Here is a 25,297-nt window from a genome sequence, read left to right as displayed (position 1 = left end):
TCCGCTCAGCGGATGTTGTTGTCGTGCCCGTGGCCGCCTGCGGGCAGCGTCGGGATCGACTTCTGCATCTGCACGAGGAACTCCACGTTCGAGTGGGTCTCCTTCAGCTTGCCGAGCACGACCTCGAGGGCCTGCTGCTGGTCGAGGCCGGCGAGGGCGCGACGCAGCTTCCAGGTGATCTTGACCTCGTCGGCCGAGAGCAGCATCTCCTCGCGGCGGGTGCTCGACGCGTTGACGTCGACCGCCGGGAAGATCCGCTTGTCGGCCAGCTGGCGCGACAGGCGCAGCTCGCTGTTGCCGGTGCCCTTGAACTCCTCGAAGATGACCTCGTCCATCTTGGATCCGGTCTCGACGAGGGCGGTGGCGAGGATCGTGAGCGATCCGCCGTTCTCGATGTTGCGCGCAGCGCCGAAGAAGCGCTTGGGCGGGTACAGCGCCGACGCGTCGACGCCACCCGTGAGCACGCGGCCTGATGCCGGAGCCGCGAGGTTGTAGGCGCGGCCGAGACGCGTGATCGAGTCGAGCAGCACGACGACGTCGCGGCCCAGCTCGACGAGGCGCTTGGCGCGCTCGATCGCGAGCTCCGCGACCGTCGTGTGGTCCTCTGCCGGGCGGTCGAAGGTCGAAGCGATGACCTCGCCCTTGACCGAGCGCTCCATGTCGGTGACCTCTTCGGGCCGCTCGTCGACGAGCACGACCATGAGGTGCACCTCGGGGTTGTTCTGCGCGATCGCGTTGGCGATCTGCTGCAGCACGATGGTCTTGCCTGCCTTGGGCGGTGCGACGATGAGGCCGCGCTGGCCCTTGCCGATCGGTGCGACGAGGTCGATGATCCGCTGCGTGAGCTTCTCGGGCGCGGTCTCGAGGCGCAGGCGCTCCTGCGGGTACAGCGGCGTGAGCTTGCCGAACTCGACGCGCGTGGCGGCGTCGTCGACCGACAGGCCGTTGATCGAGTCGACCTTCACGAGCGCGTTGTACTTCTGGCGGCCCTGCTGCTCGCCCTCGCGCGGCTGCTTGATCGATCCGACGATCGCGTCGCCCTTGCGCAGGTTGTACTTCTTCACCTGGCCGAGCGAGACGTAGACGTCGCTCGGACCCGCGAGGTACCCCGTGGTGCGCACGAAAGCATAGTTGTCGAGCACGTCGAGGATGCCGGCGATCGGGATCAGGACGTCGTCCTCGCCGATCTCGGTCTCGAACTCGTCGGTCGGAGCTCCGCCGCGACGCTTGTTGCGCTGGCGGTTGCGGCCGTTGCCGCCCTGCTCGTCGTCGGCCGGAGCGCTCTGCTGCTGCTCCTGCTGACCGTTGCCGTTCTGGCCGCGTCCGCGGTTGCGGCTGCGGTTGCGGTTACGGCTGCGGCCGCCCTGCTCCTCGCCGCCCTCGGCGTTGTCGGAGCCGGAGTCGCCGGACGGCTGAGCGTCGGCCGGAGCGGACTCCGCGGGCTTCTCGTCGGCCGGGACCGACTCGGCGTCGGCGGCGGGCTTCTTGGCGGTGCGACGACCGCGGCCCTTCTTCGGCTCGTCGGTCTGCTCCGGCGCGTCGGCGGCGGCAGCGGGGGCTGCGGCCTCGGCGGGCTTGTCGTCGGTCGCCGGCGCTGCGGGGGCCTCGGCGGACTCGGCCGCGGGCTCGGCGTCGGCCTTCTTCGCGCGGCTGCGGCGCGGAGCCTTCGCCTTCGGCGCCTCGGCGTCGGCAGCGGGAGCCGCATCGGCGGCAGCGGCCGCAGGGGCCTCGGATGCCGGAGCCTCGGATGCCGGAGCCGCGTCCGCGGTCTCGGCGGCCTTCTCGGCCTTCGCCGCCGCGCTGGCGGTGGTCGCCCGTCGCGGGGCGCGCTTGCGGGCCGGCGCCGCCGGGGCCTCGGTCGCGGTGTCGGATGCCGCGGCGGACGCCGGGGCTTCGGCAGCCGGAGCCGCCTGGTCGTTCTGGGTCTCGGAGAAGTTCTCCACGAGTGCTCCCTCTTTGGTCTCGAAGACATGAGCGGTACACGCGCAACGGGTGCTGCGCGCGATCGCACGGGCTGACGCTCGGCGCCGGCCGACCTCAGCACTGTGCTCCCGGGCCGACGACCTCTCGGAAGAGACGGCGTACTGGGAAGATCAGTGCATCAGGGGTTCACGTGCGGGTCTTGCAGAGTTGCAATGGGGCCAGATTCACGAAACTCCGTGGAGCCCTCCGCTCGGTTCCCCACTGTACCACCACGGACGTCGACCGCGAGCAGCAGCGCCTCCCACGGGGTGTCGGTCGTCGAGGCGGCGAGTTCGGCGGCATCCTGGCGGCTTCCCGGGCCATCCGCGAGGACGAGCACGCTCGGCCCCGCGCCCGACACGACGGCGGCGAAGCCCGCAGCCCGCAGCGCCTGCACGAGCCGCTGCGTCTCGGGCATCGCCTCGGCACGGTAGTCCTGGTGCAGGCGGTCGGCCGTGGCGTCGAGGAGCAGCTCGGGACTCTGCATGAGAGCCGCGATCAGCAGCGCCGAACGCGACACGTTGAACACGGCATCCGCCGTCGACACCTGCGGCGGCTGCAGCGAACGGGCCTTCGACGTCGACATCGTGTACGACGGGACGAGCACGAGCGGGGAGACGCCGCGGTGCACGAGCAGCTTCTTGTGCTGCGGTCCCCGTTCGCCCATCCAGGCGATCGTGAGGCCGCCGAACAGAGCGGGCGCGACGTTGTCGGGGTGCCCCTCGATCTCGGTGGCCAGGCGCAGCATGTCGGCGTCCTCGAGCTCGACGTCTCCCTCGAGCAGCCCCTTGGCGGCGAGGATGCCGGCGGTCACCGCGGCTCCGGACGAGCCGAGGCCGCGCCCGTGCGGCACGCCGTTCTCGGCGACGATGCGGAGGCCGGGCATGTCGCGCGCGACGTCGGCGTAGACGTGGGCGATCGTTCGCACGATGAGGTTGGACGCGTCGCGCGGGATCTCCTCCGCCCCGGATCCCGACACCTCGATCTCGAGCTCGCCCGCGGGCAGCTCGGTCACCAGCAGGGTGTCGTAGATACTGAGAGCGAGACCGAGGGTGTCGAAGCCCGGGCCGAGGTTCGCGCTCGTCGCGGGGACCGTCACCTCGACGGTGCGCCCGAGGCCCACCGTCACTCGCCCTCGACGCGCAGCACCGACACCACGCGCTCGACCACGGCGCTCTCGGCGAGGGCGTCGACGGTCGCGCTGAGCGCCTGCTCGGTCGCGCGGTGGGTGCCGATGACGAGGCGGGCCGTGGGCTCTGCCTCCCCCTCGACCGTCTGCACGACCGTGGCCACGGAGACGCCGCCGTCGCTGAGGATCCCGGCGACCGTGGCGAGCACGCCCGGTGCGTCGGAGACCTCGAGCGTGATCTGGTAGCGGGTGGTGACGTGACCGATCGGGACGATCGGGAGGTTCGCGCGCGTCGACTCCCCCACGCCGACACCGCCGGCGATGTGGCGGCGGGCGGCGGACACCACGTCGCCCAGCACGGCCGAGGCCGTCTGCACGCCGCCGGCGCCCGCGCCGTAGAACATGAGCGACCCGGCTGCCTCCGCCTCGACGAAAACGGCGTTGTTCGCGCCGTGCACCGAGGCGAGCGGGTGCGACTGCGGGACGAGGGCCGGGTACACGCGGACGGAGATCGACTCGGAGCCCTCGGCCTCGAGGCGCTCGCACACCGCGAGGAGCTTGATGACGAAGCCGGCGGAGCGGGCCTCCTCGATCATCGACGCGGTGATCGAGGTGATGCCCTCGCGGTGCACCGCGTCGAGCGGGACGGCGGTGTGGAAGGCGAGGCTCGCGAGGATCGCCGCCTTCTGCGCGGCGTCGTACCCCTCGACGTCGGCCGTCGGGTCTGCCTCGGCGTATCCGAGGCGCTGCGCGTCGGCGAGGACGTCCGCGAAGTCGGCGCCCTCGGTCTCCATGCGGTCGAGGATGTAGTTGGTCGTGCCGTTGACGATGCCCATGATGCGCACCACGCGATCGCCGGCGAGCGAATCGCGCAGCGGGCGGATGATCGGGATGGCGCCGGCGGCGGCGGCCTCGTAGTAGACCGACGCGCCGACGCGGTCGGCCGCCTCGAACAGTTCGGGGCCGTGCGTGGCGAGCAGCGCCTTGTTCGCCGTGACGACGTCTGCTCCGGAGCCGATCGCCTGGAGGATGCTCGTGCGCGCCGGCTCGATGCCGCCGATCAGCTCGATCACGATGTCCGCGCCGACGACCAGCGACTCTGCGTCGGTCGTGAACAGCTCCTTGGGCAGCTCGACATCCCGCGGGGCGTCGACGTCGCGCACCGCGATGCCCGCCAGTTCGAGCGCGGCGCCCGCGCGGTCGGCGAGCTCGTCGCCGTGCCGCAGCAGAAGGGCGGCGACCTGGGAGCCGACCGCGCCGGCGCCCAGCAGCGCCACCCGAAGTCGTCGGTACTCAGTCGTCATTGCTTCTCCTTCGGAGGGTGGATCGATGGTGCTCTGCGTGAAGTCCGGCGCGAGGGCCGGTCACGGACGCTCGGCGTCCGCCGAGGGGATCCCGGCGTCGCGGGACAGGATGTCGGCGATGGTCTCGCCGCGGACGATGACCGTCGACCGTCCGCCGCGCACGGCGACGATCGGCGGGCGGGGGACGTGGTTGTAGTTGCTCGCGAGCGACGCGCAGTACGCGCCCGTGGAGGGCACGGCGAGAAGGTCGCCCGGTGCGACGTCGTCCGGAAGGTATTCGTGCTCGACGACGATGTCGCCGGACTCGCAGTGCTTGCCGACCACGCGGCTGAGCTGCGGGACGCCGATGCCCGCACGAGAGGCCAGTCGCGCGGAGAACTGGGCGCCGTAGAGTGCGGGGCGGGCGTTGTCGCTCATCCCGCCGTCGACGCTGAGGTAGCGCCGGACGACGCCCGCGCCGAGCTCGACGTCCTTCGTGGTGCCGACCTCGTAGAGAGTCACCCCCGCCGTGCCGAGGATCGCGCGACCGGGCTCGAACGACAGGGCGGGCATCGGGATGCCGCGCGCGGCGCACCCCTCCGCCACGGCCGAGACGATCTCGGCGGCCAGGGTCTCGATGGGTGTCGGGTCGTCGACACGGGTGTAGGCGATCCCGAATCCGCCCCCGAGGTTGAGCAGGGGCACCGGACCGCCCTCGAGCAGCGACGCGTGTAGTTCGAGGACGCGCGAGGCGGATTCGCGGAAACCGGCGACGCCGAAGATCTGCGAGCCGATGTGGCAGTGCAGTCCGGCGAAGTCGAGGCCCTCGATCTCGCGGATGCGCGCGACGGCCTCCTCGGCCTCGGCGAGGGGGAAGCCGAACTTCTGGTCCTCGTGCGCGGTCGCGAGGAACTCGTGCGTCTCGGCGTGCACGCCGCTGATGACGCGCACCAGCACGCGCTGCGTGGAACCGGTGCGGGCGACGATCGCTGCGAGACGCTCGATCTCGATCGCGCTGTCGACGATGATCGTGCCGATCCCGACCTCGACGGCGCGCTCGAGCTCCGCCACCGACTTGTTGTTGCCGTGGAACCCGAGGGATGCCGGGGCGACGCCCGCCGCGAGGGCGACCTCGAGCTCCCCGCCCGTGCAGACGTCGATGCGGAGTCCCTCGTCGACCACCCAGCGGGCCACCGAGGTGCAGAGGAAGGCCTTGCCGGCGTAGTAGACCTGCGCGGTCGTGCCGTTGTCGGCCGCCGCTCGATCGAACGCGGTGCGGAACGTGCGGGCGCGGTCGCGAACCTCGTCCTCGTCGATCACGAGCAGCGGCGTGCCGTACGTCTGCGCGAGAGAGGTGGCCGGGATGCCGGCGAGCGTCAGGACGCCGTCCCCGTCGCGCGCAGCGGACGCCGGCCAGACAGCCGTCGCGAGGTCGTTGACGTCGTCGGGGGCGACGAGCCATTCCGGGGCGGGCGAGTCGGCAGGGGAAAGCAAGGATCACCAATCGTGGGGCGGGTCTCGGGCCGGAGCGGGCACGGCGAGTTGACCCCGATTCTAGGGCACCGCCCATGCCGCATCCGTCATGGTGACCCTCCGCGTCAACCCCTTGGGAGGCCCGCGCCGTGCCTCGTAGGGTGAAGGCGTGATGAGTTCAGAGACCTCCGCCACCGACGACGCCCGACCGGGGTTCATCCAGCGCGTGAGCTCGGCCGCCATCCGGTGGGCGCTGCAGCGCCGCGCGGTGCGGTCGTTCCTCCTCTACTCCGAACGGCGGGGCCCGATGCTCGCCGACAGCGTGACCTACCGCGCCCTATTCAGCGTCTTCGCCGCCGTACTGCTCGGATTCTCGATCGCAGCGCTGTGGCTGGCGGGGAACCCCGACGCCTGGCGCGCCATCATCGATGCGGTGCAGTCGGTCGTGCCCGGTCTCATCGGCGAGGGCGGTGTGATCAACCCCGCCGATCTCCGTGAGCCGATCTCGCTGTCCGTCGCCGGCATCATCTCCTCCGTCGCCCTGCTGGGGTCGGCGCTGGCCGCGGTCGGGTCGCTGCGCACGGCGATCCGCGTGGTCGCCGGCACGGCGCACGACGACGTCCTCTTCATCTGGGTGATGCTGCGCAACCTGCTGCTCGCGATCGGCATCGGCGGGCTCTTCGCCACGGCGGCCGCCGTCACGTTCGTGAGCCGGATCGGCATCTCGTGGATCAGCGGACTGCTCGGGATCGCGGAGGACTCCGCGGCGGCGACCTGGAGCATCCGCATCGCATCGCTCGTGATCGTGTTCGCGCTCGACACGGTGCTCGTCGCCGGGGTGTTCCGCATCCTGTCCGGCGTCCGCGCATCGGCGAAGTCGCTCTGGACCGGCGCGCTCATCGGCGGATTCGGCCTGGTGGTGCTGCAGGAGCTCTCGAGCCTGTTCGTGGGCGGCGCGACGAGCAACCCGCTGCTGGCCTCGTTCGCCTCGCTGCTCGCCCTGTTGATCTGGCTCAATCTCTCGACGCAGGTGATCCTCGTCGCGAGCGCGTTCATCGTCACCTCCGAGGAGGAGCGGCACGATCGGGTGCGCGCCCGCTTCGCCGCGACGACCTTCCCGCAGCGCCGAGTGCAGCGCGCCGAGGTCGACGTGGCGATCGCCACGGCCGAGCTGCGCCGGGCCCAGGAGGCGGAGCGCGAAGCGCGCTGAGCCCGCCGATCGGTCGGCGGGCGGCGTCAGTTCTGCGGGCAGACGCCCTTGTCGAGCAGGGCGGAGTCGGTGGCTATCGCCCCGTCGACGTCCACATCGATCACCGCCTCGCTGCCCTCGATCTCGAGGCCGGTGATCGTGATCCCCGCGGGGAGCTGATCCGCGATGCACACACGCTGCGTCTTCGTGATCTCCTCGCCGAGCGACCCCAGCGACGAGCCGACCTGATCGGCGTCGACCTGGAGACCGCCGATCGTGAGTCCCACCGGAGTGAGCTCCAGGTCGCCCTCCGCAACGCCGGGCGTGACGGTGAGCGAGACTGGGATCGGGATGCCGAGGACCGTGACGGATCCGGAGACCGTCGCGTTCGGGGCGTCGAGGGCGACCGTCTCGATGGGCAGGTCGGTGCGCCCGATGAGCGTCGTGAACTGCGACTCGTCGATGCGGATCGTCCCCTCGGCACCGGCGACGTCGCCGCCGCGCAGCGGGACGCCGGATGCCGTGACGTCGACTGCGCCGGTGATGCCCTCGAGCGTGACGGAGTCGGTCGACAGGTGCAGGGTGTCGAGGCGTCCGCCGATGAGCTGCGGGAGCAGGATGCCGTCGGCCTGCACGTCGAGCTGCTGGTCGGCGGGGAGGTCGAGCTGCTCGATCACGATGGATCGGACGACGCCGGGCAGCATCGACCGCACGACGAGTTCCGCCGCGACGGCGAGCAGAGCGAGCACCACGACGACGATCAGCAGCACCCACGGCCAGCGGCGACGCCGACGGCGCGGTGCGGCCACCGCATCCGTCCCGTCCGTGCCACCGGGGATCACGAGCGTCGGATGCTCGGCGTCGGCGTCCGGGTACGGCAGGGTGCGGTTGTCGTCGCTCATGCTGCCATCCTGCCGTATATCGGTGGGGCGCCGAGCGGCGTCACATGCGCTCTGGCGCCGACACCCCGAGCAGGTGGAGACCGTTGCGGAGCACCTGTCCCGTGGCGTCATTGAGCCACAGACGCGTGCGGTGAACGCTCTCGATCGGCGCGTCGCCGAGCGGGATCACGCGGCAGTTGTCGTACCAGCGGTGGTAGAGGCCGGCGAGCTCCTCGAGGTAGCGCGCGACGCGGTGCGGTTCGCGTACCTCGGCGGCGAACGCCACGATGCGGGGGAACTCCTGCAGCGCGCCGAGCAGGGCCGCCTCGGTCTCGTGCGTGAGGGTCTCGGGGGCGAACTCCGACCGGTCGACGCCCGAGTCGGCGGCATTGCGCCCGACGTTGTGGGTGCGCGCATGCGCGTACTGCACGTAGAACACCGGATTGTCGTTGCTGCGCTTCTGCAGCAGCTCGGGGTCGAGGGCGAGCGGCGAGTCGGCGGGTGAGCGCTCGAGCGAATAGCGCAGGGCATCCGTTCCGAGCCATTCGCGCAGGTCGTCCATCTCGATGATGTTGCCGGCGCGCTTGCTGAGGCGGGCGCCGCCGATCGAGACGAGCTGGCCGATGAGCACCTCGACGTTCTTCTCGGGGTCCTCCCCCGCTGCGCCGGCGATCGCCTTGAGGCGGTGCACGTACCCGTGGTGGTCGGCGCCGAGGAGATACAGCTTGTACTCGAACCCGCGGTCGCCCTTGTCGAGGTAGTAGGCGGCGTCGGCCGCGAAGTAGGTGTACTCGCCGTTGGAGCGGCGGATCACGCGATCCTTGTCGTCGCCGAAGTCGGTGGTGCGCACCCAGACGGCGCCGTCCTGGTCGAACACGTGCCCCTGCTCGCGCAGACGGTCGACGGCCCGGTCGACGAGGCTGACGCCGCTCGCGTCCTTCGCGTGCAGGCGGCGCTCGGAGAACCAGACATCGAACTCGACGTTGAACTTCGCGAGCGACTCCTTCTGCTCCGCGAGCTGGAACTCGTACGCCAGCTCACGCGTCACGAGCACCTGCTCGTCGTCCGGCAGGTCGAGCAGGTCGGGGCGCGCCGCCCGCACACGCTCGGCGAGATCGCCGATGTAGCTGCCGGCGTATCCGCCCTCGGGGGCGGGCTCGCCCTTCGCGGCGGCGAGCACGGAGTGCGCGAACCGCTCCATCTGCACGCCGGCGTCGTTGATGTAGTACTCACGGGCGACCGTCGCGCCGGAGGCCTCCAGCACGCGCGCGATCGCGTCGCCGAGCGCCGCCCAGCGCGTGTGCCCGATGTGGAGGGGGCCGGTGGGGTTCGCGCTGACGAACTCGATGTTGATGCTCTGCCCCGCCTGCGAGTCGTTCGAACCGTAGGCGTCGCCCGCCTCGACGATGACCTTCGCGAGAGCGCCGGCCGCAGCGGCTCCGAGGCGGATGTTGATGAACCCGGGTCCGGCGACCCCCGCGCTGTCGACGCCCTCGACGCCGCCGAGCCCATCGGCGATCTGCTGAGCGAGCTCGCGCGGGTTCGTCCCCAGCTGCTTCGCGAGGCGCATCGCGATGTTGGAGGCCCAGTCGCCGTGCTCGCGGTTGCGCGGGCGCTCGAACACGATGTCGGCGGCGGAGACCGGGAGCGGCTCGCCCGGGCGTCGTTCCTCGGCGATCGGTGCGAGGACGGCGAGGAGGGCTTGGGCGAGCATTTCAGGAGTCATAGACCTCCCAGTTTACGGCGCGTCGCAGCGTCGAATTTGCGCTGGCGGGAACGTGATCTACAGTCATGCCATGCAACCCGCCTCCGCCCGTCGCCGCCTGCCCGTCGCAGGGGTCGTCATCGCCGTGATCCTGGCGGTCGCGGCGGTCGCTCTCGGCGTGTGGCGGCCGTGGACAGGGACTCCCTCGACGGAGCCCGTCGGCGCCGCCGCAGCGGGCGACGACGTCGTCGCGATCGCCCCCGCTCCGCTCGCGCTGCCCGAGCACCCGACCGTGCTCGTGTTCGGGGACTCCTGGACGTACGGATCCGCCGCGAACGTCCCCACCGAGGGCTACGCGTACGTGCTCGCCGAGCTTCTCGACGGCGAGACCATCGTCGACGGCGTGCGCGGGAGCGGCTACCTCAAGCCCGGGATCGACGGACCCGCCTTCGGCGAGCGCATCGCCGCCCTCGATCCCGCGCTCGACCCCGACCTCGTCATCCTGCAGGGGTCGATCAACGACCGCGAGCAGGGCGCCGCCGGATACCGGGATGCCGTGAACGCGGCCTGGGACGCGATGGCGGCGAAGTACCCGGCGGCGACCATCGTGATCCTCGGCCCCGCTCCGCACGAGCTGCCCGTCGGCGCCGGGACCGCACGCATCGACGCCGACCTGTCGGAGCTCGCCGCCGCACGCGGCTGGTGGTACATCTCCCCCGTCGCCCAGAACTGGATCACCGACCAGAACTACCTCTCGGTCATCGACGTCGAGGTCGGGCGCAAGCATCCGTCCACCGACGGGCACCGCTACCTCGCCGAGAAGGTGGCTGCGGCGCTGGCCGAACTCGGCGACGCGCCCGTGACGGAGGCCGGGTCGGAGCCCACCGCCGACCAGTGATATCGTCGTTCGGTACGCCTCCGTAGCTCAGTGGATAGAGCGCCGGTTTCCGGTACCGTAGGTCGCAGGTTCGACTCCTGTCGGGGGCACACAGGGTTGTACGCGGATGATATGTGAACACGTACGCGTAACCCCCAAGTACGAGAAAAGCCGCCTGGTTTCAGGCGGCTTTTCTCGTTGAAGACGCTTTTCGGGGGCAGTTCAACTCCGGAGTGACCGACGGGGGCACAGAAACGGCTCGAAGGCCGGCACCGGTGCCCACGTCTGGGCATGCTGGCGCCGACCTTCGAGCCGGTGGTGTGTGACGTGTTGAACTGTGGGGTTATGTGCGGACGGGATTTCGCCGCGCTCGACCGCGCTGGTGGGTGACTCGCTGAAGTGCCGAGCTGCGACGTGGCTTGCGCTGCTTGGCGCGCGGCGCCTCGATGCTGGCTTCGTAGTCGTCGCCGTCCTCGGTCTTCTGGGCGGCGAAGTCGATGATCTTGTCGAGGTTGGCCGCGACAACAGTCATCGTGGCGAAAAAATACTGTGCCACTGAGCCGCGCAGACGCCGGCGGGAGCCGTCCTCGAGCGCGTGGGTGCCGCCGTCCTTGAGGTAGGCGTTGAAGGACTCGACGCTGTTGCGCCCGTGGCCGTACATCTCGCGCCACTCCTTGGATCCGTACTGGTACTCCTGCGCGAACTTCCCTCCCGCTTCCGCGGGGAAGGTCGTGCTCGTCTTGTTGTCGCAGACCTTCGCGGGCCCTTCGACAGGTCGTCTGATGATGGTCAGCGGAACTTTGCCGGATGCCAGGTTGGTGGGCTTACGCGGGCAGGAAGCGGTTGGTGAGTTTGGTTAAGCGAGTGGGTGCCGTAGTCCGACTCTGACGAGATCGGTTACAGATTCGACCAGTCAGCGAACGAACAGCCACAGCGCCGCGACGATGACGACGGCGCTTCCCGCGACGAGCGCCCACCCTGCACTACCGATACGGGGCGGTCGCCCAGGCGCCGGTGCCCGCCCCAGCTGCAGGCGGATCATGTCAGCTTCGGCTTCGAGCTCGTCCGACTTCTCGCGCAACAGGTCGAACACGTTCGCGGTGAAGCTAAGGCGGCGTTTGGCCACCTCGACGAGTTCGGCTTGCACCTCGGCAAGCCGACGTTCCAGCGCTGCGCGCCTCGTCAGACAGCTCCCTCATCGCACCCTCGCTCACGCCTCGAGGCTAGTACCGCAACGGTCGGCGCGACCACGGACTCAGCGCTACGTAGACGGCTGGCTTGCGCCGAGCCTGCCGTAGACGAACTTATGCCTGACGTCTCCTCACCCGTGGCGGGCGACGGCAAGGCGGTGTTCAAGCAAGAGTTCGGCACCTGGCCAAGTCAGGTCCTCGCTCAGCGGAGTCATCGGCTTTCGAGGGCGAGGCGTCCCGCGAGGAGCACGTACGTCGCCGCGAATGTCCGTCGCAGCCAAGCCATGACCTTGGGTCGAGTGATGACTTGGTTGCGCATGGCGGCCGCGAAGACGCCGTAGAGGGCGAACACGACGAAGGTCATCGCCATGAACACCAGGCTCAGCATGACCATGTGCCACGTCGCGTTCGACTGGCCCTGGGGGACGAACTGAGGAAGGAAGGCGAAGAAGAAGATCGTCAGCTTGGGGTTGAGGACGTTGATGAGTACCGCGGTGCGGATGACCTTCCAGAAGGAGACCGGGGTGGTTGTTGCCTCGACGTCGATGAGGGACTTGTCGCGTAAGGTCTGCCAGGCGAGAAACAGGAGGTAGGCGACGCCGAGCCACTTGATGGTCTGGAATGCGACTGCCGAAGCGTTGAGGAGAGCCGCGAGGCCGGTGATCGCGGCCACCATGTGCGGGATCACACCCACGGTGCAGCCCAGCGCGGCGACGATTCCCGCTTTCGTGCCTCGGGTCAGGCCGGCGGCGATGGAGAACACGGCACCCGTGCCGGGGGTGATGACCACCACGAGCGTGGTCAGGAAGAATGCGAGGCTCATCGTCGCCTTTCGAGATCGGTAAGCACCGAACACTACCGCAGGTCGAGGTGACGAAAGAGGCTGGGTAGCATCAGTGCATGGCTCAGGTGATTGTGTACGGCCAACGAACGTCCCTCGACGCTCACCGCGACGCCCTATCCGAGGCGATCCACGCGTCCGTCGTCGCGGCCCTCGACTACCCGGAGGAGAAGCGCTTCCACCGCTTCATCGGTCTCGATGAACGTGACTTCATCTACCCGGAGGACAGGGGCGCTTGGTACACGGTCATCGAGATCTCCATATTCGAGGGCCGCAGTGTCGCGGCAAAGCGAACCCTCATCGACGAGATCTTCGCCCGGGTGGAAGCGGCGACCGGGATACCCCCTCACAGTGTCGAGATCACCATCACCGAAACGCCCAGAGTCAACTGGGGCATCCGCGGGGTGAACGCCGAGGACCTCGCTTTGAACTACAACGTCAGAGTCTGACGACTATCAGCTCCGCATCTCGATATCGCGGTAGACCTGAATCTATGGCGAGATGCCATCCACGCCATAAAGCCTCAGCCACGACGAGCTGCAGGCGGTGATGCGGGAACCGCGGTACGCGTCCTGGCGCACTGCCCTCGGCGCAGTGAAAGGCGTCTACCTCATCACCGGCACGGAGGACAGACGCCAGTACGTCGGGAAGGCCCACGGCGCCGACAGTATCAGCGGCCGGTGGGCGGCGTACGCGGCGAACGGGCACGGCAGCAACCGCGACCTCATCGGCCTCGACCCGTCATCGTTCCGCTTCTCCGTGCTCCGGGTGTTCGACCCGGCGACACCGAAGACAGTCATCAACGCCGCCGAAAGCCACTACAAGCGTGCGCTCGACACGCGGGCGCACGGGCTGAACGCGAACTAGGAAGCGTCCATCCAGCCGGACGCGGCAACGACCTCTTAGCTGCCTAATGGCCCTGCAGCGCGCGCGTGGCCATGTACTCTTCCGGGGCGGGTTCGAGCTTGGAGTCGAGCAGTTCAACGGAGTGCGCCTTCAACACCTCGCGAACCTCAGTCGGTGTCGTGCGGAAGTACATTATTGCCTGATGCGCACGGCTCCTCATCACCCTCCTGCCGCGATATGGATGGTCGACGACATCCCGGCCCGGATGATGTTCGCGGGCCGGCGCTGGCGAGTCTCAGACACCCCCACGCGCCTGCGTGATTCGATCTGGTCCGCTCCGCATGAGCCGTATCGCGGTCTATACGGGTGGCGGTTCCAAGCCACGGACGATGACGGACATTCTCTTGTCTTCGACGTGTTCCGCGCCGAAGACGGGTGGCACGTACACAGGAGTTACGACTAGCCAGAGGCGGACGCTCAGCGTGCCGGGGTCCGCATCGGAAGTACCTGTCGCTCCCAAGACTGAGTAGCCATCTGTACCGCATCCCACGGCGATCCAAGGGGCGGAGTGTAGGAGAGGTCAAGGTCACTCATCTGCGCGACGGTCATCTCGTGATGCAGCGCGGCGGCATAGGTGTCGACACGCTTGGCGATCTCTGCCGTGCGCTGGCCGACCAGCTGTGCGCCGAGGAGGCGACCGTCTTCGTCGCCGGTAATCCGGATGTTGATGGAGGTCGCACCCGGGTAGTAGGCCTTGTGGTCGTCGGGGGTGGAGGTGACGGAGACCGGCGTGAATCCGGCGGCGATGGCCTCGTGGTCGCGGAGGCCGGTACGTGCGGCGACGAGGTCGAAGATTTTGACGACCTGGGTGCCGAGGCTGCCGGCGAAGCGGGCGTTGCCGCCGATGGCGTTCTCTCCGGCGACGCGGCCTTGCTTATGAGCCGTGGTGCCGAGCGGGAGGTAGGTGGTTCCGAGGAGGCGGTGGTGGGTGACGACGCCGTCGCCGGCAGCCCAGACGTTCGGGAGTCCGGTGCGCATCTGCTCGTCGACCGAGACGGCTCCACCGGGGCCGGTCGTGGCACCGGCGGCGGTGAGGAGGCTGGTGTTCGGGCGCACACCGACCACGACGAGGACGACGTCAGCCGTGCGGCTGAACGCCTCACCGGCATGGGCTCCGGTGACGACGATCCCGTGGTCATCGCGACTGATGGCTTCGACGCGGGTGTCGGTGATGACATCGACACCGTGTCGAGTGAGCTCGTCGTGAACGAGGGTGCCGAGTTCGGGGTCGACGGTGGAGAGGACTTCGGAGCTGCGCTGCAGTTGGGTGACGTGCAGGCCGCGGATCGTGAGGGCTTCGGCCATCTCGAGGCCGACATAGCCGGCGCCGACGATGATGGCGGTCTCCGGCTGGTGGGTGTCGAGGTACTGCTCGAGTGCGAAGGTGTCGCCCATGGAGTGCAGCAGGTGGACACCATCGTCGGGTCCGAGCTGGTCGAGCCCCGCGATGCCGGCGGTCGATGGTGACGCGCCCGTTCCGACCATCAGCTCGTCATACGCGATGGTCGATTCGGTGCCGTATTCGTCGCGCACGTGGAGCAGGCGTCCAGCGACGTCGATGTCGGTGGCAAGGGTGTTCAGGCGGAGGTTCATGCCGGTGGCTTCGAGGTCGGCGTGCGTGCGGTGTGCAAGCGACTGCCAGGGCTGAACTTCTCGGGAGAAGTAGTACGGGATCCCGCAGATCGAGAAGTTCGGGAAGGCGTCGGCGACCACGACGGTGACGTCGACGGACGGGTCGAGCTCGCGGGCACGGAGGGCGGTCGAGATGCCGGCGTCGCTTCCGCCGATGGCTACGAGGTGCATGGTGGTGGACCTTTCAGGAGAGAGCGGGGATGACGACGTCGCCGGCGACCCGAGCGACTCGTGGGTAGAGGTAAGAGACGAGGGCGAGCCCGAGGGCGCCGCCGAGGAGCTGGGCTCCGATGAAGGGCAGCACCGCAATGGGGGCAATGCCAGCAAAGGTGTCGGTGAACAGTCGGGCGATGGTGACCGCCGGATTGGCGAAAGAGGTGGAACTGGTGAACCAGTACGCAGCGCCGATGTACGCACCGACAGCGATGGCGATGACCGCAGGCGTGGTGGTCCGCGCGAGAGCGAAGATGAGGATGACGAGCCCTGCGGTGGCGACGACTTCCCCGACGAGGTGACCGGCGGTGGCTCGATTGTTCGAGGAGAACGCTGGCGCCACGTCGAACATGACGCTCGCGAGCACCGTTCCCCCGATCCCACCGGTGATCTGCGCCGCGAGGTACGGAGCAACATCGCGAGGCGCGACGCCGTCGCCGTGGCGGCCGCCGAGCATGAAGTCGGCGAGCGTGACGACCGGGTTGAAGTGGGCCCCGGACACCGGGCCGAAAATCAGGATGAACACTGCGAGCCCCAGCGTGGTGGCCAAGCTGTTCTCGAGGAGCTGCAGGCCCGTGTCGTCGGGAGAGAGGCGCTGGGCGGCAATGCCGGATCCGACGACCGTGGTGACGAGCAAACCGGTGCCCAGGAATTCGGCGAGCAGCCGGCGACTTAGGGCTGGGCGGGTGGGTGTGTTTTCGTTCATGGCTGGCCCATCTTGACTCACGGAGGATAGTTCAGTCAATATTGAGTCAATGAACAGTGAACGAAGCCTCCTTCAGATGCGGGCAGCCAAGCACGCGGCGCTCGGCGACCCGTCACGACTGCGCATCATCGACCTGCTCACCCTGGGCGACCTCTCCCCGAAAGAGATCGCCGTATCCCTCGACATGCCGTCGAACCTCGTGGCCCATCACCTCGGAGTCCTCGAATCCGTCGGTATGGTCGGCCGGTCGCGGTCAGAGGCAGATAGACGACGCAGCTATGTCCAGCTGACGCCGAGTGCGCTCGAAGGACTCGTGCCCTCCCCGGTCGATGAGGCAGCACGCGTGCTGTTCGTGTGCACCGCGAACTCCGCGCGCTCACAACTGGCCGCGGCCCTGTGGGCCCAGCACAGCGCCATCCCCGCAGTCTCGGGCGGAACGCAACCGGCGGAGCAGATCGCCCCGGGTGCGCGCGACGCCGCACAGCGCCACGACCTGACCTTGACCGACGAGACGCCCCGCCATCTCGATGACGTCGCAACGGAATCGGACTTCATAGTGACGGTCTGCGACAGCGCACACGAGACGCTGAGCCCTCGCGGCCACCTGCACTGGTCCATCCCTGACCCGGTGCGAGTCGGCGACGACGCCGCGTTCGATACCACTTACGACGAGCTCGAGCGCCGCATCAGCGAGCTCGCACCACGCCTGACCCTGACACACTGAGAGAGATCATCTGATGACCACCGCACCCACCGTCCTGTTCGTCTGCCAGCACAACGCCGGTCGCTCTCAGCTCGGCGCCGCACTTCTCGAGCACCTCGCCGGTGACCGCTTCACCGCAACATCCGCGGGCCTCACGCCTGCAGAGACCGTGAACTCGGCTGTCGCAGCAACCGTCGCCGAGCTGGGACTGGACATCACCGACCGGATCCCACGCTCGATCACCGAGGGCGACCTTCAGACTGCGGACGTGATCGTACTGATGAAGCCCGGACTGCAGCTGCCCGGCACGCCCCGAGGTGAGGTTCTCCAGTGGGAGTTCCCCAACCCCGAGGCGTGGGATGCCGAGGCCGTCCGCCCTCTGCGCGAAGCGGTGTCCGCGAAGATCAGCGAGACTCTGCTCGCGCGCTGACTCAGACAGATGCCGGGGCTCGCCCGATCTGCACCACCTGAGCGGGCGGCGCACAGCACGCCCCACCGAGCGACGCACCCGATGCGCCGAACAGGCCAGCCCCTCCACACACGCCCGTATCCGGCATCACCAGCTCGACCCGACGGGCAGCTTCGTGGTCACCTGCAAGCTCGGCGACAACGCTACGGACCTGCTCGTAACCGGTGAGCGCAAGGAACGTCGGTGCTCGCCCGTATGACTTCGCCCCGACCATGTAGAAGCCCGGCTCGGGGTGCGCAAGGTCTGCGGCCCCGGTCGCGGCGACCGAGCCGCAGGAGTGAACGTTCGGATCGACCTCCGCCGCGATGCGCGTCGGGGCCTGCAAGGTCGAGTCGAGCTCGAGGCGCAGCTCTGACAGGAACGACAGGTCGGGACGGAATCCGGTCAGCACGACGACACGGTCTGCGGTCAGCGTCCGCCCATCCTCGGCGACAATGGTGGCAACGTCAGTGTCTGTGGAGATGCTGTCGACCCGGAAGCCGGTGACCAGGTCGACGAGACCCGCATCGACGAGCTCCTTCGCCCTGATCCCCAGCGCGCCACGTGCCGGCAGTTCGTCCGCGTCGCCGCCGCCGAAGGTGTTCGCTGTGGTCGCCCGTCGGAGCGCCCAGGTGACCGTAGTTGCGGGGTCGCGTCGCGCCATTCGCGCCAAAGCGAGGACGGCCGTTATGGCGGAGTGCCCCGAGCCGATGACGATGGTGTGCTTGCCGGCGAACTCAGCGGTGTTACGGAAGTCCGGGATCCGGTAGGTCAGCGCGCCGGAGGCGGCGCGCTCTCCGAGAGCAGGCAGGCCGTCAGCACCCGCAGGGTTCGGAAGGCCCCAGGTTCCCGATGCGTCGATGACCGCGCGCGCCTGCAGCCGATACTCACCGCCTGCCGAATCGACGTGCACCGTGAACGGATGTTCGCCCCGGTCTGAGTCGACAAGACGGTCCCGGCCCCGACGAGAGACGCCCACCACCCGCGCTCCATAGCGCATGCGGTCGCCCAGAAGGTCGGCGAGCGGCTTCAAGTACGCCGCGATCCACTGATTCCCCGTCGGGTACCCGGACCGCGGCGCCGCCCACCCCGTCGGTGCGAGGAGTCGGGCGGAGGCAGCATCAACGAGCTCCCTCCACTCGGAGAAGAGGCTTACGTGCCCCCACTCCGCGACTGCGGACGCGACGCCGTCCCCTGCTTCGAGGATCACGACCTCCTCACCGCGCTCCACGAGATGGGCGGCGGCTGCCAGGCCCTGCGGACCGGCACCGATAACGACTACGGGCAACGACTCATCCATCACCAGCTCCTCACTCTCTCTGACGTATCGAGACTCATCGATGCATCGACAGATGTCAATACGTGTGGCAAACTCGGAACATGACGACCCAGCTGCCGCTCCTTGCGACCGACGCGAACGCGTGCTGCTCACGTGTGACAGACGGCGTGCTCGACGTCGCCGAGGCGGAGCGCATCTCAGGCACCTTCAAGGCACTCGGAGACCCCACACGTCTCCGCCTGCTGTCGCTCATCGCAGCATCCGAAGGCGGGGAAGCCTGCATCTGCGACCTCACCGAACCGGTCGGACTGTCACAGCCCACGGTCTCCCATCACATGCGTCTTCTCGTCGACGCCGGACTCGCTACCCGCGAACAGCGCGGGCGCTGGGCGTACTACCGCGTCGTCCCTGACGCTCTTGAAGGCGCCGCCCGAGCATTGCAACCAGACCGCGCAGTGCCTGAGCTCGGAACGCATGTCTGACTAGACATCGCGGTTCAAACCAACGATTCCCGCACCCAGGGGTCGTCTCCCTCCGGGCTCATGGACGGCTAGTTCCCCTGGAGCGCGCGGGTGGCCACGTATTCCTCGGCCGCGGGTTCTAGCTTGAAATCGAGCAACTCCACAGAGTGTGCCTTCAGCACCTCGCGCACTTCGGTAGGTGTGGCGCGGAAGTACTCGCGGCGCAGGTTGATCTGGTTGATGCGGCGGTCGGCGAAGTGCTGGTGGAGCATCGCTTCGATGCTCACGGCGTCGTCTGCGAAGAACAGGGCGTGGACGTCGAACCGGAACGGCACGGACGCGTCGCCGAGCTCGTTGACACGGTCCATGGGTTCGAGGCGGCGGGTGAGCCCGATCTTGACCACGTCGGGTCCGAACGATCCGATGTTGCTGATGACGTACACGTATCCGGCGCGGATGTTCGCCGCACGGTAGTCGACGTTCTCGATGGCATGCTCGACATCGGCGAGGCGCGCTCGCATGCGCTCGGCGCCTTCGTGGTCGCCGTTGGCTTCGAGCGCGGCGATTGTGTTGGCGTAGTGACCGCGCTCCTTCTCCAGACGGGCCTTCTCAGCTGCGAGCTCCTTCTCCGCCTTACGCTGCTCACGGAGCTCTTCGCGATGAGCCCGCTCGGCTTCCTTCTCCTCCTGAACCGCACGGAGGTGTCGGTTGGCGAGTTCAAGCTCACGCAGTCGGAGCTGATGAAAGTACGACGTGATGCGCAGGTCGATCATGGTGCCGAGACGAGCGATCTGCTCCATCGCGGTCGTGAGGCGCTTCTGGGCGGTGGCCAGGTTCCCGGCGCGGACCGCCTTGACGCAGTTCTCGGCCTCGGCGTTGTAGGAGCGGAGCATGAGCTTCGACATGTCGCGAACGAACTTCGCGCCCTTAGCCGTGCTGTTGTTGAAGGTGAAGTTGCTCGTCGCCTGCGTCGCGCGACCGGTGCGGACAGCCGTCTTGATGTCTGCACGCAGCGCTTCGAGCTGCGTGGCCAGGGCGACAGAGTCTTCGGCGGGATGCTCATAGTCGTAGAGGCCAAGTTCCTGGACCTCGACGGCACCACGCAGGTCGAGGAGTGATGCCTCCGTCGCCGCGATGTCGGCCTGACGAGACGAGAGCTCTGCCGAAGCGGCGGCGACCTGCCCCCGCACGCCATCGACTTCCTGGCTCAGGTGACGCTTCAGGTCATCGAGGGCGGCCACGTCCTGGAGCCCGTATTGGTCGATGAGTCCTTGGAGTCGCGCGACCTCGGAGCGCAGCTTCTCGGCATGCTTACGGGCGCCGACCAACGGGATGTTCTCCACGACCAGCGAATTCTGAGTTCCCGCGGGCGCTGATGCGTTCGTTGCTGCTTCTGCGGCCGCATCATTCTTCGGACGAGTCTCGACTTCGACCTGCGCCGCGAGCGCGCGAGCTTCTGCGCGGCTGCGAGCCACCGGGGCGACCGTCTGTGCACCATCGGCGAAGACGTGCTCCGTCCAAGAGGCGCCGTCCCAGTAACGCTGTTCGAACTGCTGAGAGGGGTCGGCATACCAACCGGGCTGCGCGGTTTCGCTAGTCACTCGCTCAAGCTATCGCAGTTCAGCAGGCGTCAAACCTCCCAGATCTCGAGCGTCAAAGTCACTCCAACGATGGAGCGTCTCCCCCGGGTAAAACCGAACCTTGCAATATATTCAGTGAAATACACAGTTGAGTGTCGGTCGCTCATGCGTGGCCGCTGGACCGTTTTTGAAAGGCGATATGACTGCCAGTCCTTCGACAGTCGGCGCGTCCCTCTCGCGCCTTCGTATTGAGAAGTTTCGAGCGATTGCTGCAGCCGATATCGAGTTGGGCGACACCGTCGCGCTCGTCGGGCAGAACGGCGCTGGGAAGACGTCCATCTTGCGGGCTCTGAACGCCTTCTTCAACTTTGAGGCAGAGCAGGACGCATTCGAGTCCGGGCACCACCGGTACCTTTCCACGACACAGTCCGTTATCGACGTCACCATTAGCGGTCTGAAGAGCTCCGGGATTCGCGGAGTGAACTCCACAGGCGAACTCCGTGCTCGGTTGAAGTACCGACGACAGGCAGTCTGGGAGGTACTGGAACCCACGACCTGGGTGAGGTTCACGACCGCGACAGAGCTTCAGAGATTCCGTGACGCTCTTCGTTCCCATATCACTTACGCGCTCGTTCCTACTCGTCGTGACCACGAGATTGCGCATGCGCCCACCAGTGGCCTGCTCGAAACTGCGGTGCGGGCATGGTTGTCCGGGCACAGTCAACGGGATAACAAGAGTCCGAAGATCGCCTCGCTGGCCGAGCAACTTCGCACGCAGTCACTCTCCGGACTGCAGAAGGAACTGCGCAAGATCGCGCCTTTGGAAGGGCCTTTCACCTTCGAACTCGGTCACGCGAGCCTTCCCGACTTTCGTGTGCTGCTTCAGAATCTCGAGCTCACAGTCCGGGAAGGCGGCCAACAGATCTCGCTCGCTGAGGCGGGCAGCGGCACGCAAAGTATGGCGGTGTTCGCGTTGTACTCCTATCTGGCGCAGCTGGAAGGGAAAAACTACATCCTCGGACTTGAAGAGCCCGAGCAGAATCTCCACCCACAGGCCCAGCAACAGCTGGTGCGTCGACTGCGCGATCTAGGACTCCAGGTTGTGTTCACGACACATTCCCCCACCATCGTCGACATGCTCGACCATGAGCACGTCGTGCTATGTAAACGAACAGTCAGCAAGAAGCGGGATCTCGAAGTCCGGGTGTCTCAGATCAGCCGAACATTTTTCACTGACCACGGGCTAGACCGAGACAACTACTACACCTTCCACCGCCGACGTAACTCTGACTTCCTGTTCGCCGACTACGTGGTGGTCACCGAAGGACCCGTAGACGCCGCCGTCGTGCGCAGGCTTCTCGAGGATGCCGGGAGTCCCGCAGAGGAGATTGGCACCAGCATCGTCGCGCTCGATGGTGTAAAAGGTCGCAGCATCGACTTCATGTTCCACCTCCTGCGAGGGCTGGGCATCGAGGCTGGATTCGTCATCGACCGCGACTACTTCTTGCACTACCGAGCAGGCGAAAGAAGACCAAGTCAAGACGCTCGCGGCTTCCCTCAGTTCTCGAGAACCCTTCATTCGGATTGCCTACTCGACGAGATCGTACCTACGGCTCACGAGCGCGAGGAACTGTCGAAGCTCTTACTCGAACAACCGATGAAGGCAATGTCCCGGCTTGCCGATCACGGGTTCTTCACCTTCATGTGGGCGCTTGAGGTTGATCCCGTGAACGCGACGACGACGCGCGAACGCATGTATGACCACTTCCATCTGCGCGGAGCGCAGCGTCATCACGCAGAACTATTGATCGCTCGAGCAAAGAAGATCAAGAAGGCTGAAGTGCTTCTAGACGCCATCGCGAACGTGCCCCCTCGCCTTCTGCCGACGTCGTACAAGACTCTTCGTCGAGAACTACCCGCACGTGCGCTCCGGGCGCGCAGTCAGTAACGCCACCGCCAGCGATCACCGCATGCGGCCGGGAGCCTAACGGCGCGACTGCGCTCGCCACAGCCGCTCGCCGTGGGCGACCATCGCGGTCAAGGCGTCGCCGGATTGACGGATTTGGGCGACCGATGTAGAAGGCTGACCGCACAGCAGCGCCAAAACTGCCCCGGAATCACGCGGCAAGACACGATCCGCGTACGACCCACGGAAAGTACGAGAAAAGCCGCCTGGTTTCAGGCGGCTTTTCTCGTTGACGGTCGCTGACCGCATTTCAGGAAACTCTCCCGAACTCGGGTGCAGCGAGCACGTTACTCGGCTTGATCGAGGGGATGAGGACGGCCGGTTGTGGGGTATAACCGGAAATTCGCCACACCAGAGTCAGGTGGAGGAAGAGAGCCTCCGCAGCTTTACTAAGACTCCCGGTCGCACGCGACCAGGTCCGCGGCGAGGTCAATCTTCTCACCGTCGGATGCGGCGTAGGTGTCGAGCACGACCTGGCGACACTGGACGATCCGGTCGGCTCGCTGCTGCTCGGCCTCGCGTGCCGTCGACATTCCGAACAGCACGACGCCGGTGAGACAGACAGCGCCGACGATGGCGAGGGGGACGTAGGCGGGGGTCGGCTTCGATGTCATGAGTGCCTTTCGGGTATCGGACCCTTACGCCCCAGCGGGAATGAGGGTCCAGTCGACGAGTGTGAAAGTGGCGACGACACCGAGCACGGCGCCAACAATCGTGATGATCCGGCCGACAACGCGCCGTTTGCGCCAGGCACGGCCAGCGGAGACTACCCAGAGGAATCCTGCGGACGCAGCGACGACGACGAGCGCCGAGACGAAGATCAGCGCCGGCGAGTTCGGCGCGAAGGGCGCGAAGGTCTGCGCGTCGAGCAGCGGTAGAAGCGGCAGGGCGACAGAGCCTACTGCAGCGAGGGCGGCGAGCCCCGCCCAGATGCCGGCCAACAGCCGCGAGGGTGCGGAGGCGTTCTCTTCTCCCCTGCGACCGCGAACCGCCGCACGGATGCCGGCACCGAGGACGACAGCTCCAAGCACCGGGATACTGGCCAAGGAGACAAGGACGAGGCTGGCGTCACGCCACCACGGGACGGGATCGAGGGTCTGCTCAAGCATCCCCCGGTCACCGCGGAGAAGCTGCACCTCGCCGGCCTCGGTGCGAACGGCTGTGACGCACCCGTCCGGTGAACACCACCGGTTCGTCGAGTCCGCTGTGTACTCGCGTCCGCCGATGCGCAACACGTCCCCGTCGAGGCTGACCGCGACCTGTCCGAGGAGCGCGCGCAGGCCCCGCTCGAAGGGCTGGTCGAGGAACAGCCGCTCCGCGAACAGTCCCGACGGATCCGCGGACGATGCATCGGGAACCCACGACGGCTGGACCGGCTCGCGAGGCGTCTCAATGGGCTGCCCAGCGAAGCCGTTCTCCGAGACCCAGCGAGCGACGTCGTCGATGACGGCATCCGTCATCTCCGCTGCCGCGGCCTGCTCCGAAGTTGTCGACACGTACACGCCGATGTCGGCGTCCGGCATGTAGGCGATTCGAGCGACACCGTTCGCACCGGTGTGCTCCAACACGCGCACGCCCTCCCGCACCTCGTCGAAGAACACGCCAGTGTGCCCCGTGCCTCCGTGCGCCGGAATGACGGCCGTCGACAACGCTGCGGCCCGCACATCAGAGGCGAGCGCGTCGGATTCCGGCGACAGCGCGCGGAGGACCGCCTCGGCATCGTTCGCGCTCCACACCAACGCGGATGCGGGGCGCTCGGGCGCGAACGGCCACGGCGTCGGAGTCCACCCGTCAGCGGTCGGTGCGCTGAGTTCCGCATCAGCTGGACCCTCGCGGTAGGACGCGGTGTCTGCGCCGACGCGTGCGAATACGGTCTCCGTGACGATGTCGTCGAAGGTCTGGCCGGTCGCGGACTCCATCACCGACCCGAGGAGGGTGTGTCCCTGCAGCGCCGAATAGTGCATACCCGAAGAGGCGTACCTCAATACGGGCGGGTGCTCGCTCACCCAGGCCGCGAGCGGTTGATCTTCTGTGACACCGGAGGCGTCGGGGAAGAGCAGGATCGACTCTGCAAGACCAGCGTGATGGGTGAGGATGTTCCAGCCGGTCACCGGCGCACGGTCACCCTCGGCGCGCTCGTCGACGAGATCGACGCTGTCCGCGCGACGAAGATCCGCGGAAAGATCGATGGCGCCCTCCGCGTCCAGTGTGATGGCGCTGAGCGCCGTGACCATCTTCGACACGGATGCGACCGGCGTGCGCGTCTGAAGAGTGAACGGCTCGGTGAGTTTCGCGTCTGAGTACCCGTCCGTGATGGCCAGGAGCTGTCGGTCCCCCTGAGTCACCACGACGGCTGCGCCCGTGGCGGCAGTGCCGACGACGTCGCCGACACGCTCGGCCAGTGTGTGCTCGAGGTCATCGGCAGGCCCCGCGGCAACCGCTGGCGTTAGGGGAAGGAGCGAGAGAGCGAGAGCTGCGAGCCCGACGACTGCGGCCACCGCCGCTCTGGATCCTCGGCGGGGCAGACGGGACGAAACGTGCAGTATGGCAGTCATGGGGAGCTTCGGTGTAGGGCGCGGACGTTCAGCATGGCTGTCGGGCAGAACTACCGACCCTAGCAGCGAGACCCCCGTCGGGTCGGACGCTGAGGCCGGTCGGCTTCCTCCGTAACAGGTGCAGCACGACCACCCGCCAATCCCGACGGCTCACGCGACGGCCCGGGTGCAAGTGAGCAAACCCTGGGTCTTCACATGCGCCTATCGAAGGTCGCGGCGTTGCGAACGAGAGGATTACGGCTGAGGCTGCAGAGGATTGACGCTGTGGGGACGCGCCAACTCCCCCGGAACCACGCGGCAAAACACCTTCTGCGTACA

General features: G+C 67.6%; 23 protein-coding genes and 1 tRNA gene. 9 read left to right on the top strand and 15 right to left on the bottom strand.

Annotated elements, in window-relative coordinates:
* Positions 1 to 5: 5 nt before the first annotated feature.
* The 4 genes from rho to lysA all read right to left on the bottom strand — a co-directional run bounded on the left by rho (position 6) and on the right by lysA (position 5,868).
* Complete coding sequence (rho, locus tag RAC69_RS11630; RefSeq protein WP_375086951.1) at positions 6 to 1,943, bottom strand: transcription termination factor Rho; 1,938 nt, start codon at positions 1,941 to 1,943, stop codon at positions 6 to 8.
* A gap of 158 nt (positions 1,944 to 2,101) precedes the next feature.
* Positions 2,102 to 3,091 carry a homoserine kinase gene (gene thrB, locus RAC69_RS11625; protein ID WP_375086950.1) on the bottom strand — a complete coding sequence of 330 codons (990 nt, stop codon included), beginning with the start codon at positions 3,089 to 3,091 and terminating at the stop codon, positions 2,102 to 2,104.
* Positions 3,088 to 4,395, bottom strand: coding sequence for a homoserine dehydrogenase (locus RAC69_RS11620; RefSeq protein ID WP_375086949.1), 1,308 nt, complete (start codon positions 4,393 to 4,395; stop codon positions 3,088 to 3,090). Before RAC69_RS11620 ends, thrB begins: the two co-directional genes overlap by 4 nt.
* A 60-nt stretch (positions 4,396 to 4,455) precedes the next feature.
* Positions 4,456 to 5,868 (bottom strand): diaminopimelate decarboxylase, encoded by a 1,413-nt coding sequence (lysA, locus tag RAC69_RS11615; RefSeq protein WP_375086948.1) that lies wholly within the window; start codon positions 5,866 to 5,868, stop codon positions 4,456 to 4,458.
* 151 nt (positions 5,869 to 6,019) lie between these two features.
* On the opposite strand from lysA, the gene RAC69_RS11610 reads away from it, so the two are divergent.
* A complete protein-coding gene (locus tag RAC69_RS11610; protein ID WP_375086947.1) occupies positions 6,020 to 7,057 on the top strand; it encodes a YihY/virulence factor BrkB family protein in 1,038 nt (345 codons plus the stop codon).
* Between the two features lie 26 nt (positions 7,058 to 7,083).
* On the opposite strand, the gene RAC69_RS11605 is transcribed toward RAC69_RS11610, so the two are convergent.
* Together RAC69_RS11605 and argS are read right to left on the bottom strand one after the other, a co-directional pair.
* Positions 7,084 to 7,938 (bottom strand): LmeA family phospholipid-binding protein, encoded by an 855-nt coding sequence (locus tag RAC69_RS11605; protein WP_375086946.1) that lies wholly within the window; start codon positions 7,936 to 7,938, stop codon positions 7,084 to 7,086.
* 40 nt (positions 7,939 to 7,978) lie between these two features.
* The gene (gene argS / locus RAC69_RS11600; RefSeq protein WP_375086945.1) at positions 7,979 to 9,643 is read right to left on the bottom strand and encodes an arginine--tRNA ligase; all 1,665 of its coding nucleotides are present in this window, start codon (positions 9,641 to 9,643) and stop codon (positions 7,979 to 7,981) included.
* A 70-nt stretch (positions 9,644 to 9,713) separates the two neighbouring features.
* Here argS and RAC69_RS11595 point away from each other — a divergent pair, with 70 nt between their 5' ends.
* Both RAC69_RS11595 and RAC69_RS11590 read left to right on the top strand, forming a co-directional pair.
* Positions 9,714 to 10,520: an SGNH/GDSL hydrolase family protein gene (locus RAC69_RS11595; protein ID WP_341934835.1), complete on the top strand. Its 807-nt coding sequence runs from the start codon at positions 9,714 to 9,716 to the stop codon at positions 10,518 to 10,520.
* A gap of 16 nt (positions 10,521 to 10,536) precedes the next feature.
* Positions 10,537 to 10,609 (top strand) — tRNA-Arg (locus RAC69_RS11590).
* A gap of 233 nt (positions 10,610 to 10,842) precedes the next feature.
* Here RAC69_RS11590 and RAC69_RS11585 read toward each other — a convergent pair.
* From RAC69_RS11585 to RAC69_RS11575, 3 genes are all read right to left on the bottom strand, one after another.
* The gene (locus RAC69_RS11585) at positions 10,843 to 11,160 is read right to left on the bottom strand and encodes a hypothetical protein (RefSeq protein ID WP_375086944.1); all 318 of its coding nucleotides are present in this window, start codon (positions 11,158 to 11,160) and stop codon (positions 10,843 to 10,845) included.
* A gap of 252 nt (positions 11,161 to 11,412) precedes the next feature.
* Positions 11,413 to 11,646, bottom strand: a complete 234-nt coding sequence (locus RAC69_RS11580) for a hypothetical protein (protein WP_375086943.1) — start codon at positions 11,644 to 11,646, stop codon at positions 11,413 to 11,415.
* Between the two features lie 254 nt (positions 11,647 to 11,900).
* On the bottom strand, positions 11,901 to 12,512 hold the full coding sequence (locus tag RAC69_RS11575; RefSeq protein ID WP_375086942.1) for a LysE family translocator: 612 nt from the start codon (positions 12,510 to 12,512) through the stop codon (positions 11,901 to 11,903).
* A 77-nt stretch (positions 12,513 to 12,589) separates the two neighbouring features.
* Here RAC69_RS11575 and RAC69_RS11570 point away from each other — a divergent pair, with 77 nt between their 5' ends.
* Positions 12,590 to 12,979: a tautomerase family protein gene (locus tag RAC69_RS11570; RefSeq protein WP_375086941.1), complete on the top strand. Its 390-nt coding sequence runs from the start codon at positions 12,590 to 12,592 to the stop codon at positions 12,977 to 12,979.
* Positions 12,980 to 13,124: 145 nt separating this feature from the next.
* Positions 13,125 to 13,397, top strand: a complete 273-nt coding sequence (locus RAC69_RS11565) for a GIY-YIG nuclease family protein (RefSeq protein ID WP_375086940.1) — start codon at positions 13,125 to 13,127, stop codon at positions 13,395 to 13,397.
* Between the two features lie 456 nt (positions 13,398 to 13,853).
* On the opposite strand, the gene RAC69_RS11560 is transcribed toward RAC69_RS11565, so the two are convergent.
* Together RAC69_RS11560 and RAC69_RS11555 are read right to left on the bottom strand one after the other, a co-directional pair.
* Positions 13,854 to 15,239 carry an FAD-dependent oxidoreductase gene (locus RAC69_RS11560; RefSeq protein WP_375086939.1) on the bottom strand — a complete coding sequence of 462 codons (1,386 nt, stop codon included), beginning with the start codon at positions 15,237 to 15,239 and terminating at the stop codon, positions 13,854 to 13,856.
* 13 nt (positions 15,240 to 15,252) lie between these two features.
* Positions 15,253 to 15,987 carry an aquaporin gene (locus tag RAC69_RS11555; protein WP_375086938.1) on the bottom strand — a complete coding sequence of 245 codons (735 nt, stop codon included), beginning with the start codon at positions 15,985 to 15,987 and terminating at the stop codon, positions 15,253 to 15,255.
* A gap of 49 nt (positions 15,988 to 16,036) precedes the next feature.
* On the opposite strand from RAC69_RS11555, the gene RAC69_RS11550 reads away from it, so the two are divergent.
* Positions 16,037 to 16,711: a helix-turn-helix domain-containing protein gene (locus RAC69_RS11550; protein ID WP_375086937.1), complete on the top strand. Its 675-nt coding sequence runs from the start codon at positions 16,037 to 16,039 to the stop codon at positions 16,709 to 16,711.
* Positions 16,712 to 16,724: 13 nt separating this feature from the next.
* Positions 16,725 to 17,120, top strand: coding sequence for a low molecular weight phosphatase family protein (locus RAC69_RS11545; protein WP_375086936.1), 396 nt, complete (start codon positions 16,725 to 16,727; stop codon positions 17,118 to 17,120).
* A 1-nt stretch (position 17,121) separates the two neighbouring features.
* On the opposite strand, the gene RAC69_RS11540 is transcribed toward RAC69_RS11545, so the two are convergent.
* Positions 17,122 to 18,438, bottom strand: a complete 1,317-nt coding sequence (locus RAC69_RS11540; protein WP_375086935.1) for an NAD(P)-binding domain-containing protein — start codon at positions 18,436 to 18,438, stop codon at positions 17,122 to 17,124.
* 80 nt (positions 18,439 to 18,518) lie between these two features.
* Between RAC69_RS11540 and RAC69_RS11535 the strand changes: the two genes are divergently transcribed.
* Entirely contained in the window at positions 18,519 to 18,899 is a 381-nt protein-coding gene (locus RAC69_RS11535) for an ArsR/SmtB family transcription factor (protein ID WP_375086934.1), read from the top strand.
* A gap of 68 nt (positions 18,900 to 18,967) precedes the next feature.
* Here RAC69_RS11535 and RAC69_RS11530 read toward each other — a convergent pair whose 3' ends face one another.
* Positions 18,968 to 20,479 (bottom strand): DUF4041 domain-containing protein, encoded by a 1,512-nt coding sequence (locus RAC69_RS11530; protein WP_375086933.1) that lies wholly within the window; start codon positions 20,477 to 20,479, stop codon positions 18,968 to 18,970.
* A gap of 178 nt (positions 20,480 to 20,657) precedes the next feature.
* Here RAC69_RS11530 and RAC69_RS11525 point away from each other — a divergent pair, with 178 nt between their 5' ends.
* Complete coding sequence (locus RAC69_RS11525; protein ID WP_375086932.1) at positions 20,658 to 22,406, top strand: ATP-dependent endonuclease; 1,749 nt, start codon at positions 20,658 to 20,660, stop codon at positions 22,404 to 22,406.
* Between the two features lie 407 nt (positions 22,407 to 22,813).
* On the opposite strand, the gene RAC69_RS11520 is transcribed toward RAC69_RS11525, so the two are convergent.
* Positions 22,814 to 23,038: a hypothetical protein gene (locus tag RAC69_RS11520; RefSeq protein ID WP_303708131.1), complete on the bottom strand. Its 225-nt coding sequence runs from the start codon at positions 23,036 to 23,038 to the stop codon at positions 22,814 to 22,816.
* Positions 23,039 to 23,062: 24 nt separating this feature from the next.
* Positions 23,063 to 24,922: a serine hydrolase domain-containing protein gene (locus tag RAC69_RS11515; RefSeq protein ID WP_375086931.1), complete on the bottom strand. Its 1,860-nt coding sequence runs from the start codon at positions 24,920 to 24,922 to the stop codon at positions 23,063 to 23,065.
* Positions 24,923 to 25,297: the final 375 nt, after the last annotated feature.

The organism is Microbacterium sp. LS_15 (assembly GCF_041954735.1).
In the GTDB taxonomy this organism is placed as follows: Bacteria; Actinomycetota; Actinomycetes; order Actinomycetales; family Microbacteriaceae; genus Microbacterium.
Note: the sequence above shows the minus strand (reverse complement) of the source record. Positions and strands in the feature narration are given on the sequence as shown.